We start from the raw sequence: 11,979 nt of genomic DNA, 5'->3' as shown, positions 1-11,979 counted from the left end.
GGGGCCTCCCGCCGGATCGCGCGCCCTACGGCAGCCGCCGCACCAGCGCGCTGGTGTCCTGCCGCGCGCCGCCCATCGCCTGTACCTCGGCATAGAATTGGTCGACCAGCGCGGTCACCGGCAACACCGCGCCGTTCGCCTTCGCCTCGTCCAGCGCCAGCCCCAGGTCCTTGCGCATCCAGTCGATCGCGAAGCCGAAGTCGAACCGGCCCTCGGCCATGCTGTCCCAGCGGTTGACCATCTGCCAGCTCTGCGCCGCGCCGCCCGACACCGCCTCCAGCACCTTGTCGAGGTCCAGCCCGCTCTTCTGGGCGAAGCGCAAGCCCTCGGCCACGCCCTGCAACACGCCCGCGATGCATATCTGGTTGACCATCTTGGTCTGCTGCCCCGCGCCCGCCGCGCCGACATGGACGATCCGCGCGGCATAGGCCTGCATCACCGGCTCCGCCTTCGCCAGCGCGTCGGCGGACCCGCCGCACATGATCGACAGCCTGCCCGCCTCCGCGCCCGCCTGCCCGCCCGATACCGGCGCGTCGACCGACAGCGCGTGCGCCGCCGCCAGCCGCCGCGCGATGCCCGCGGACACGGTGGTATGGTCGATGAACACCGCATCGTCCGCCATTGCGGAAAAGGCGCCATCGGCCCCCAGCGTCACCGCCTCCAGATCGGCATCGTTGCCGACGCAGGTGACGACCGCCGCCGCGCCGCGCGCCGCCACCGCGGGCGTATCGGCCACCGCCAGCCCGGTCGCCTCCGCCTTGGCGCGGGTGCGGTTGTAGACGGTGACGTCGTGCCCGGCCGCCGCCAGGTGCCGCGCCATGGGGGCGCCCATCACCCCGGTGCCGATGAATGCGATCTTCATGGCGCCAAGCCTTAAGCGGTCGCCCCCGCCGCCGCCAGCGGCGATCGGCTTTATCCCGTGGCCGCGATCCGCTAGGCGGTCGTGATGGCTACCCAGTACGCGACCGATCCCGCCCTTCCCGTGTCCATCGACGACGTGCGCGCCGCGCATGCGCGGATCGGCGACATGATCGTGCGCACGCCCACGCTCATCAGCCGCACGCTGTCGAAGCTGACCGGCGCGACCGTGTACCTGAAGTTCGAGAACCTGCAGTTCACCGCCGCCTACAAGGAACGTGGCGCGCTCAACACGCTGATGCTGCTGTCGGACGAAGCGAAGCAGAAGGGCGTGATCGCCGCGTCGGCGGGCAATCATGCGCAGGGGCTGGCCTATCACGCCAACCGGCTGGGCGTTCCCGCGACGATCGTGATGCCGCGCAACACCCCGATCGTGAAGGTGGTGCAGACACAGGGCCACGGCGCCGATGTGATCCTGGAAGGCGACACGTTCGACGCCGCCTATGCGCACGCGCGCCTGCTGGAGGCGGAGCGCGGCTTCACCTTCATCCACCCGTTCGACGATCCGCGCGTCATCGCGGGGCAGGGAACCGTCGCGGTCGAGATGCTGGCCGATGCGCCCGACATCGACATGCTGGTGGTGCCGATCGGCGGCGGCGGGCTGATCTCCGGCATGGCGACGGTCGCGCGCGCCGCGGGCCGCCCGATCGAGATCGTCGGCGTGGAGGCGGAGCTGTTCCCGTCGATGTACAACCGCCTCAATGGCACCGACATGCCGTGCGCGGGCGATACGCTGGCGGAGGGGATCGCGGTCAAGGAACCCGGCCGGATCACGTCGCAGATGGTGCGCGCGCTGGTGGACGAAATCGTGCTGGTGTCCGAACGGTCGCTGGAGGAAGCGGTCAGCCTGCTGCTCCAGATCGAGAAGACGGTGGTGGAGGGCGCAGGCGCCGCGGGCCTTGCCGCGCTGCTGGCGCATCCCGAGCGGTTCCGCGGCAAGACCGTCGGCGTCGTGCTGTGCGGCGGCAACATCGACACGCGGCTGCTCGCCAACGTGCTGCTGCGCGATCTGGCGCGCTCGGGCCGGCTGGCGCGGCTCAGGCTGCGGTTGCAGGATCAGCCGGGCGCGCTGTTCAACGTCGCGCGCATCTTCGACCAGGAACGCGTCAACATCATCGAGGTGTATCACCAGCGCGTGTTCACCACGCTGCCCGCCAAGGGGCTGGTCACCGACATCGAGTGCGAGACGCGCGACCGCGCGCATCTGGACCAGCTGATCGCCGCGCTGACCGCCGCGGGGTTCGACGTCAAGGCGGTGGAGCACGCCTGACGCGCCACGCAAAAGATGGTTAAGCGGCTTTTCACCGCGCGCGTCCGGGCCGATATACAGGGGCGACGCGCGCCCGCACCGGGCGCGCCACGGGGACCAGACGACCGGTGACAGCGCCCTTCCGATTCCCGCGCTTCTTCGTCACCAGCCCGCAGCCCTGCCCGTATCTGCCCGGGCGGCAGGAGCGGAAGGTGTTCACCGAACTGTCCGGCCCGAATGCCACCGAGCTGAACGACGCGCTGAGCCGCATCGGTTTCCGCCGCAGCCAGTCGGTCGCCTATCGCCCCAGCTGCGCTGGGTGCAGCGCCTGCCTGTCGGTGCGCGTGCTCAGCCACCAGTTCGAGCCGAATGCGACGCAGCGCAAGCTGCTGCGCCGTCACGCCGACCTGGAGGTGACCGCCTGCCGCCCCTGGGCCACCGACGAGCAATATCAGCTGCTGCGCGGATACCTGGCGTCGCGGCATCCCGGCGGCGGCATGGCCGGCATGGACGAGATGGACTATGCCGACATGGTCGAACAATCGCCGGTCAATTCGGTGATCGTCGAGTATCGCGAGCCGGGGCGCGGCGGCGTGCCGGGGCGGCTGATCGGCTGCTGCCTCACCGACCGGCAGGCGGACGGGCTGTCGATGATCTACAGCTTCTTCGCGACCGATGAGGACGCGCGCCCGGCGCTGGGCAATTTCATTATCCTCGACCATATCGCCCGCACGCGCGAGGCGGGGCTGCCCTATGTCTATCTCGGCTATTGGGTGAAGGGATCGCCGCGCATGGCATACAAGGCGCGCTATCGCCCGATGGAGATGCTCGGCCCGCGCGGCTGGACACTGCTGTCCGACGAGGATGCCGGCTGAGGGGATAGGCTGGCGCCGCCGTTGCCCGAACCCATGCGTCACCCCAGCGAAGGCCGGGGTCTCCCGCGGCCTGGCGACGCGCCCGCAAACGGGAATATCCCAGCTTCCACTGGGATGACGGGAGCGGCGGCACGTTCCCGCACGATCGTCGCCCCGGACCCGTTCCGGGGTCCTCCACTCCGCCCGGCCACCGGCTTGTGGGTGCGCGGTTCGGTGGATGCCGGAACAGGTCCGGCATGACGGAAAAGAGGTTCGCAACGCCCTCGCCGGGATGACGAAGGCCGGACGGGCTGCCGGCCGCTATTGCCCGCTGACGCGCACCTCGACGTCCAGGCATTCCTCGCCCTCGCCCAGCCGAGATCCGGCGACGGGGGCGCAGCCCGCGGCGTCGAGCGCCACCGCGATGCGGACGTGGTGCTCCTCCGGCGACAGCGCCAGCGTCGGGTCGAAGCCGATCCAGCCGATCCCCTCCACCCAGCCGTCGGCCCAGCCGTGCGGCGTCGGGCGGCGCCCGTCCTGCAGGTCGCAATAACCGGTGACGTAGCGCGCGGGAATGTCGAGCGAGCGCGCACAGGCAACGAACATCTGCGCCAGATCGCGCGGCGTCGCGGTGTCGCGGGCGAAGGCGTCGTCGACGGTCAGCCCCGGTTCCGGCCGCCCCTTGTCCAGCGCGAATCGCTCGTGCAGCGCGCGGTTGAGCGCGTGCAACGCCCCCAGCGGCGAATGCCCCTCGGTCATGCGATGGGCGAACCCGGCCAGCACCTCGCCCGCATCGGTCACCGGCGTGCTGCGCAGGAACACCGCGGGGGGCAGCGGCTCGAACGTGCCGTGCAGCACGCCGTCGGAATGGCTGGTCACCACCTCGCCCGACACCGCGATCTCCAGCCGGTCGAGCGGCCCTTCGGCGTACAGCATCGTCGTGCGGTTGCCGAAGCCGTCGCGATGTTCGCGCAGCCGCGCGTCGCAATCGACCGAGATGTGCCATTCGGCGACGGTCTGGTCGTGGGTATTGCCCGGCGTGACGCGCAGCAGCTGCACGATCCGCCCCTGCGGCTTGGTGAAGCGATAGGTGGTGCGATGGTCGATCGACAGGCGCATGTCAGTGATGGAACTTGAATTGCCGGCCGATCGCGTCGTGAAGCTGGGCGTTCTCGACGATCAGCGCCTGCAGGTGCTGGTGGAGTCCGGCGGCGATCACGTCGCCGGTGCGGGTGCGCGCGGCGCGCGCCTGGCGGTTGCGGGCCATGCGGTCCGCCGCCCCTTGCGTGCCGCTCGATTTGGCAAGGCCGGTGAGCGCGATCACCGTCTCCTCCATCGACGCGGCCAGGCTGCGCGGCAGCTCGGCGCGCGACAGCAGCAGGTCGATGACATTGGCGGGGTTCAGCCCGTCGCTGTACAGCCAGCGATAGGCGGTCACCGCGCTGACGGTCTGGAGGATCGTGGTCCACTGGTCGCGATCGACGGTGCCGCCGACGCGCTCGCCCTCGGGCAGCAGGATGTGATATTTCACGTCCAGCAGCCGCGCGGTATTGTCGGTGCGCTCCACCGCCTGTCCCAGCCGGATGAACAGCGTGGTCTGGTTGCGCAGCATCCGGTGCACCGCGCCCTCGAACCCGCGCGTCTCGGCCTTCACCGCCTCGACCACCGCCAGCGTGGTGTTCGAATCGAGCCGCCGCACTTGCTGGTCGAAGATCAGCCACGCGCCGTTGATCGCCTGCCACGCCTCGCGCGTCAGCGCGGTGCGCACCGCACGGGCATTGTCGCGCGCCATCGCCAGGCAGCGCAGGATCGATCCCGGATGCGCTGAATCGCTCAGCAGGAACCGCGCGACCGATTCGCGCGCCAGCACCGCGCCGCTGGCGGCGAAGCCGTCCTCGGTATCGGTGACCGCCAGCGCGGATCGCCACGCATCCTCGCCCGCCGATCGCGGCGACAGCACGTCGAGGCGCAGCGTCGCCTCCACCAGCCGCGCGATGAAATCGGCACGTTCGACATAGCGCCCCAGCCAGTAGAGCGAGGCGGCGGTCCGGCTGAGCATCAGGCCAGCCCCCCGCCGATCGTCTGGGTCATGCCGCCCATCGCCTGCGTCATCCCCCCGCCGCGCGCATGTTCGGGCAGCAGCACGAAACTGTCCTTCGTCCCGCCGCCCTGCGACGAATTGACCACCAGCGATCCTTCGCGCAGCGCGACGCGCGTCAGCCCGCCGGGCACCACCTGCACCCCGCGCGATCCGGTCAGCAGGAACGGGCGGAAATCGACGTGGCGCGGCGCGACGCCCTGTTCCACCAGCGTCGGCACGGTCGACAGCGCCAGCGTCGGCTGCGCGATATAGCGATGCGGCTCGGCGATCAGCGCGGCGCGGAACCGCTCGATCTCGGCGCGCGACGCGGTCGGGCCGACCAGCATGCCATAGCCGCCCGATCCGTCGACCAGCTTGACCACCAGTTCGTCGAGGTGATCGAGGACGTAGCGCAGCGCGTCCGGTTCGCGGCAGCGATACGTCTCGACATTGGGCAGCGTCGGCGCGCCCCCGGAATAGAATTTCACGATCTCCGGCATATAGCTGTAGATCGCCTTGTCGTCGGCGATGCCGTTACCCGGCGCGTTGAGGATCGCGACATTGCCCGCAGCATAAGCGGCGATCAGCCCCGGCACGCCCAGCATCGAATCGGGGCGGAACACCAGCGGATCGAGGAAGTCGTCGTCGACGCGGCGATAGATCACGTCCACCTTCACGCGCCCCGCAATGGTGCGCATGAACACGACGTCGTCGTCCACCACCAGATCGGCCGCCTCGACCAGTTCGATCCCCATCGAATCGGCCAGGAAACTGTGTTCGTAATAAGCGGAATTGTAATGGCCGGGGGTCAGGACGACGCAATTGGGGTTCTGCCCGCAGCCGCGCGGCGCCACCGACTTCATCGTCTCCAGCAGCATGTCGGGATAGCTGTCGACCGCCGCGACGCGGAATTTCGCGAACAGCTCCGGGCACAGCCGCACCATCGCCTCGCGGTTTTCCAGCATGTAGCTGACCCCGCTGGGCGTGCGGGCATTGTCCTCCAGCACGAAGAATTCGTCCGGCCCGGTACGCACCAGGTCGATGCCGCAGATATGCGCCCAGACGTCGTGCGGCGGGCGGATGCCGGCCACCTCCGGCCGGAACTGCGGATTGCCCAGGATCAGGTCGGCGGGCAGCACGCCTTCCTTCAGGATGCGGCGCTCGCCATAGATGTCGACCAGGAAGGCGTTGATCGCCTCCACCCGCTGGATCAACCCGGCGGAGAGCCGTTCCCATTCGTCCGCCAGGAAGATGCGCGGCACGATATCGAACGGGATGATCCGCTCGCTCGCCTCGCTCTCGCCATAGACGGCGAAGGTGATGCCCAGCTGGCGGAAAGTGGTTTCGGCGGAATGCTGTCGTCGGCGCAACTCGTCGGGAGGCGTTTCGTCCAGCCAGCGGCAAAGATCGGCCAGCTCGGGGCGCGCGCCGTCTTGGCCGCCCGCCCCCATGATTTCATCGAACGCCTGTGTCCCCATCGGCCCTCGTAACGCTTGTGTGGCGATTTCGCCGCATGCTGCGTCACTTTGATGCACCGCACAAGGGAAATGCGCACGTCACCCGCCGGACGGTAAGGAGGCCAGCATCGCGGGCGTCAGCACCTGCGGCAGGACGCGCGGGGTGGCCGCGCCCTTCGGGTACCACAGGTACAGCGGCACGCCGGCGCGGTTGTGCGCCTCGATGAAGCGGCCCAGCGCCGGATCGCCGTCGGTCCAGTCGCCGACCAGCACCGCGACCTTTCCCTTGGCGAAGGCGTCGGCGACGGTGGCGGTTTCGATCGCCGCCTTTTCGTTGACCTTGCACGTCAGGCACCAGTCGGCGGTGAAATAGGCGAACACCGGCCGCCCCTCCGCGCGAAGCGCCGCCAGCCGCGCCGCGCCGAACGGCTCGGCACCCGGCACGCCGCCCGGCTCCGCGCGAACAGCGGCGGGATGCAGCAGCAGCGTTGCGGCCAGCGCCGGCACCGCCGCCAGCGCGATCGCCCAGCCCGCACGCCGCCCCGCCGCCTGCCGCCGCCCGCCGATCCACAGCCCCAGCGCGAGCAGCAGCGTAGCGGCCAGCCCGATCGTCATCCCGTCGATCCCCGCCTGCCGCCCCAATACCCAGGCGAGCGCCAGCGCGGTCAGGAACATCGGCACCGCCAGCACGCGGCGCAGCCGCGCCATCCACGCCCCCGGCTTCGGCATCCGCCGGCGCAAGCCGGGGACGAAGCCGATCAGCAGGAACGGCAGCGCGATCCCCAGCCCCAGCCCCGCGAAAACCGTCAGCGCAGCGGCGGCGGGCAGCACCAGCGCGGCACCGATCGCGCCGGCCATGAACGGCCCGCTGCACGGCGTCGCGACGAACGCGGCCAGCGCGCCGGTCATGAACGCGCCGGTCGCCCCGCCCTTTCCCGCGAAGGCGGGCACCGGCAGTTCGAACAGCCCAGCCAGGTTGAACGCGATCGCGCTGACCAGCAGCAGCAGCACGCCGATGACGCGCGGGTCCTGCAACTGGAACGCCCAGCCCGCGCTCGACCCCGCGGCGCGCAACGCCAGCAGCACCGCGCCCAGCGCGACGCACACCAGCATTACGCCCGCGGTATAGGCCAGCGCCTCGGCCCGCGCGGCGCGCTCGCCCTCGCCCGATCGCGCCAGCCCCAGCGCCTTCAGGCTCAGGATCGGGAAGACGCACGGCATGACGTTGAGCAGCAGCCCGCCCAGCACCGCGCCCGCGAACGCCAGCGCCGCCGCCGACCAGTCCAGCCCGGTGCGCGCCGCCGCCACCGGTCCGGGCCGCGCCGTCAGCGACAGGCCGACGCCGTCGCCGGTCGCCAGCACCCCCGCGATCGCACCGCCTTCCGGGGTGGCCGCGCTCTTGGTTTCGATCACCACCCGGTCGCCGTCGCGCGTCACGCTTTGCTGCGCAGCATAATCGGTCGCGCCGCCCGCCACCGGATAGAACCATGCCGCCCCCAGCGCGGCATCACGCGGGAACGGCACCGACAGGCGGAAGCGGTCGCCGACGCGCTGCCACGTCGCCTCGCTGCCCAGCGGGCGCGGCAGCGCGCGGCGCCAGGCGTCGAACCGCGCGCGCGTCGCGGCATCGACCGCACCGTCGCCGATCGTCAGCACGGTCGACAGCGTCTGCGTTTCCGGCACGCAGAGCTCGGTCGTGCAGACCAGATAGTCGAGCTTCGCGGCGACCGGCACGCGCGTGCCCTTCGCCAGCCCCGCAGGCAGCGACAGGCGGGTCAGCAGCGCGAACGGCCGTTCGTACACATGGTTCATCAGCCCCGCGATCACCAGCCGCTGCGGCACCGGATAGTCGAGCGGCGCGGCGCGCACCCCAGCGGGCAGCGTCCATTCGGCGCGCGTCTCCACCCCCGCATCGCCGGGGTTCTTCCAGTATCCGTGCCACCCCGCCGCGGGCACGGCAGCGAACGCCAGCGCCACGTCGCTCCCGGCCGCCGGGCTCGCGCTTTCGGGCACCAGCGTGATCGCCAGATGCGGCGCGGCGGGCGCGCCCGATGCCAGCGGCGCGGCCAGCAGCGCGGCGATTGTCATAAGGGTGAAAAGCGCCGCGCGCACAGCTTGCCTGACCATCGGTCCCGGCTCATAGCCGGAACCAGCTCCTCTTGTAACCAAGGTCGCCCCATGAAAGCGTTCGCCGCCGCTGCCGCCCTGCTGACCACCGTCGCCGCACCGGCGCTCGCACAAGGTGCGGCCACGAGGGCGCGAGCGGAACGGACCCTCGGTTATGTCCAGGTGCCCGACGCCGCGCCGGTGTCGGTTGCCGCCACCCCGGCGCTGCCGCGTGCCAAGCCGAAGCTGATCGTCGCCATTTCGGTCGACCAGTTTTCCGCCGATCTGTACGCGCAATATCGCAACCGCTTCACCGACGGGCTGGCGCGGCTGTCGCAGGGGGTCGTGTTCCCGTCGGGCTATCAAAGCCATGCCGCGACCGAGACGTGTCCGGGCCACTCGACGATCCTGACCGGCATGCGCCCCGCACATACCGGGATCATCGCCAACACCTGGCTCGACCAGACGGTCGGGCGCGAGGACAAGATGGTCTATTGCGCGGAGGACGAGCGCGTGCCGGGGACCGAGCACGGCAGCAAGTACGTCCCCTCCGACTGGCATCTGAAGGTGCCGACACTGGGCGAGATGATGAAGCGCGCCGATCCCGCCACGCGCGTCGTGTCGGTCGCCGGGAAGGACCGCGCCGCGATCATGATGGGCGGGCACCAGATCGACCAGATATGGTTCTGGAACACCGACAAGTTCGTCTCCTACCCGGGCCGCGCGACGCCCACGGTGGTACAGCGCGCCAATGACGCGGTCGGCAAGCTGTTCGCCGCGCCGCAGGCCGCGCTGCCGCTGCCGGGCTATTGCAAGGGGCTGTCGCAGCCGATCGCGGTCGGCGGGCAGACGCTGGGCACCGGCCGGTTCGAGCGCGCGGGCGGCGATGCCAAGGCATTCCGCGCCTCGCCCGCGCTCGACGGCGCGGTCTTCGCGCTGGCGGCGGGGATGATCCAGGACATGAAGCTGGGACAGGGTCCGGCGACCGACCTGATCGCGATCGGCGCGTCGGCTACCGACTATATCGGCCATGCGATGGGCACGCAGGGGTCGGAGATGTGCATCCAGATGGAGCAGCTCGACCAGACGATCGGCGCGTTCCTGGCGCAGCTCGACAGCTGGGGGCTGGATTACGAGGTGATGCTGACCGCCGATCACGGCGCGCACGACATGACCGAGCGGCAGCAGCAGCGCGCGATGCCGATGGAGGCGCATGTCGACGGGTCGGTCGCCGCCAAGCTGGTCGGCGCCGCGATCGGGCGCGACCTGGGGATCGCCGGGCCGGTACTGCTGGGGCCGGAAAGCGACGTCTATATCGCCGCCAGCGTGCCGCAGGCGCGCCGCGCGGCGGTGCTGGCGGAGGCGAAGAAGCGGTATATGGCCATGCCGCAGGTCGCCGCCGCCTATACCCGCGACGAAATCGCCGCCACGCCGATGGCGACGACACCGCCCGAATTGTGGACGCTGCTCGAACGGGCGCGCGCCTCCTACGATCCGCAGCGGTCGGGCGACCTGATGGTGCTGCTGCGCCCGCGCATCACCACCATCGGCGCGCCGGGGCCCTATTATGTCGAAACCCACGGCAGCCCGTGGGATTACGACCGCCGCGTGCCGATCCTGTTCTGGCGCAAGGGGATGGCCGGGTTCGAACAGCCGCTGTCGGTCGAAACGGTCGACATCCTCCCCACGCTGGCCGCTACCATCGGGCTGCCGGTGTCGGGCCTCGACGGGCGCTGTCTCGATCTGGACGCGGGCGCGGCCGACACCTGTCCGCGATAACGCCCGCCTTGTCCGGTTTCGTCTTGCAACCCACCGCGCCGCACCGCATGAAACGTAACAACAATTACGGAGAGCGATGATGCAGAGCTACCTGAAGCATTACATCAACGGCGCGTGGGTGGAGAGCCAGGGCGGTCGTCGCCATGAAGTGATCGATCCGGCCACCGAGCAGCCGTGCACCGAAATCACGCTGGGCACCGCCGCGGACGTCGATGCCGCAGTCGATGCGGCGCGCACCGCCTTCGAAAGCTGGTCGCGGTCGACCGTGGACGAGCGCAAGGCGCTGCTGGCGCGGATCATCGACGAATACAAGAAGCGCATTCCCGATCTCGCCCGGTCGATGGCGCAGGAAATGGGCGCGCCGATGGGGCTGGCGATGGCCGCGCAGGCGCCGACCGGACTTGCGCATTTTGCCACCACGATGAAAGCGCTCGACAGCTTCGTGTTCGAGGAGACGGTGGGCAAGGCGAAGGTCGTGCACGAACCGCTCGGCGTCGTGGCGATGATCACGCCGTGGAACTGGCCGCTCAACCAGATCTGCGCGAAGGTCGCGCCGGCGCTGGCGGCGGGGGACACGATGATCCTGAAGCCGTCGGAGGAAGCGCCCGGCTGCGCCGCGATCCTGGCCGAGATCCTCGATGCCGCCGGGGTTCCGGCGGGCGTCTTCAACCTCGTCAACGGCGACGGACCGGGCGTCGGCGCGGCGCTGTCGTCGCATCGCGGCGTCGACATGGTAAGCTTCACCGGATCGACCCGCGCGGGCGTGGCGGTGGCGCAGGCCGCCGCGACGACGGTCAAGCGCGTCCATCAGGAACTGGGCGGCAAGGCGCCGAACCTGGTGCTGGAGGGCGCCGACCTGGGCACCGTCCTGCCGCCGACGGTGGCCGGCGTGCTGGCCAATTCGGGGCAAAGCTGCATCGCGCCGACGCGCCTGCTGGTCCACGACAGCCAGGTCGCCGACGCGACACAGATCGTGAAATCGATGATGGAGCAGACCAAGGTCGGCAACCCGCTGGAGGATGGCCAGCACATCGGCCCGGTCGTCAACAAGGCGCAATATGAGAAGATCCAGGGGCTGATCCAGTCGGCGATCGACGAAGGCGCGACGCTGGTCACCGGCGGTCCGGGGCGGCCGGAGGGGCGCAATTCGGGCTTCTTCATCCAGCCGACGCTGTTCACCGACGTCACTCCCGACATGCGCATCGCGCGGGAGGAGACGTTCGGCCCGGTCGCTACGATCACCCGCTACAGCGACCTGGACGAGGCGGTGCGCGTCGCCAACGACACCGAATACGGGCTGTCGGCGACCATCTCCGGCGATCCGGCGAAGGCGGCGGAGGTCGCGCCGCGGCTGCGCGCCGGGCTGGTCACGATCAACAGCTGGTCGCCCGACATCGCCGCGCCGTTCGGCGGCTACAAGCAGTCGGGCAACGGCCGCGAGAACGGCAAGTACGGCCTGACCGACTTCATGGAAGTCAAGACGATCGTCGGCGCCCCCGCCTGACGAGACGACCGGCGACCGGCGCGCTCACCCCG

9 protein-coding genes are annotated in these 11,979 nt (G+C 70.2%); 4 read left to right on the top strand and 5 right to left on the bottom strand.

All coding sequences use genetic code 11. From position 1 onward, the window contains the following. Nucleotides 1–25: 25 nt before the first annotated feature. The gene (locus tag COA17_RS02220) at nucleotides 26–862 is read right to left on the bottom strand and encodes an NAD(P)-dependent oxidoreductase (protein ID WP_096609911.1); all 837 of its coding nucleotides are present in this window, start codon (nucleotides 860–862) and stop codon (nucleotides 26–28) included. A gap of 84 nt (nucleotides 863–946) precedes the next feature. Here COA17_RS02220 and COA17_RS02215 point away from each other — a divergent pair, with 84 nt between their 5' ends. Beyond that, nucleotides 947–2,188: a threonine ammonia-lyase gene (locus COA17_RS02215; protein ID WP_066489220.1), complete on the top strand. Its 1,242-nt coding sequence runs from the start codon at nucleotides 947–949 to the stop codon at nucleotides 2,186–2,188. Between the two features lie 107 nt (nucleotides 2,189–2,295). After that, nucleotides 2,296–3,042: an arginyltransferase gene (locus COA17_RS02210; RefSeq protein ID WP_066489217.1), complete on the top strand. Its 747-nt coding sequence runs from the start codon at nucleotides 2,296–2,298 to the stop codon at nucleotides 3,040–3,042. A 300-nt stretch (nucleotides 3,043–3,342) separates the two neighbouring features. Here the strand turns inward: COA17_RS02210 and COA17_RS02205 are convergent, their stop codons facing one another. The 4 genes from COA17_RS02205 to COA17_RS02190 form a co-directional block, all read right to left on the bottom strand. After that, complete coding sequence (locus tag COA17_RS02205) at nucleotides 3,343–4,140, bottom strand: transglutaminase family protein (RefSeq protein WP_096609909.1); 798 nt, start codon at nucleotides 4,138–4,140, stop codon at nucleotides 3,343–3,345. 1 nt (nucleotide 4,141) lies between these two features. Further along, nucleotides 4,142–5,080, bottom strand: coding sequence for an alpha-E domain-containing protein (locus tag COA17_RS02200; RefSeq protein WP_066489211.1), 939 nt, complete (start codon nucleotides 5,078–5,080; stop codon nucleotides 4,142–4,144). Further along, complete coding sequence (locus COA17_RS02195; protein ID WP_096609907.1) at nucleotides 5,080–6,579, bottom strand: circularly permuted type 2 ATP-grasp protein; 1,500 nt, start codon at nucleotides 6,577–6,579, stop codon at nucleotides 5,080–5,082. Before COA17_RS02195 ends, COA17_RS02200 begins: the two co-directional genes overlap by 1 nt. A 78-nt stretch (nucleotides 6,580–6,657) precedes the next feature. After that, nucleotides 6,658–8,646, bottom strand: a complete 1,989-nt coding sequence (locus COA17_RS02190; RefSeq protein ID WP_245857358.1) for a protein-disulfide reductase DsbD family protein — start codon at nucleotides 8,644–8,646, stop codon at nucleotides 6,658–6,660. A 90-nt stretch (nucleotides 8,647–8,736) separates the two neighbouring features. Here COA17_RS02190 and COA17_RS02185 point away from each other — a divergent pair, with 90 nt between their 5' ends. Together COA17_RS02185 and COA17_RS02180 are read left to right on the top strand one after the other, a co-directional pair. Continuing rightward, entirely contained in the window at nucleotides 8,737–10,443 is a 1,707-nt protein-coding gene (locus tag COA17_RS02185) for an alkaline phosphatase family protein (RefSeq protein WP_096609903.1), read from the top strand. A gap of 79 nt (nucleotides 10,444–10,522) precedes the next feature. After that, nucleotides 10,523–11,947 carry an aldehyde dehydrogenase family protein gene (locus tag COA17_RS02180; RefSeq protein ID WP_096610719.1) on the top strand — a complete coding sequence of 475 codons (1,425 nt, stop codon included), beginning with the start codon at nucleotides 10,523–10,525 and terminating at the stop codon, nucleotides 11,945–11,947. The last annotated feature ends 32 nt before the right edge of the window (nucleotides 11,948–11,979 follow it).

The sequence above is a fragment of the Sphingomonas ginsenosidimutans genome, assembly GCF_002374835.1.
Lineage (GTDB): Bacteria > Pseudomonadota > Alphaproteobacteria > Sphingomonadales > Sphingomonadaceae > Sphingomonas > Sphingomonas ginsenosidimutans.
This window is presented reverse-complemented; position numbering and strand designations above follow the sequence as displayed.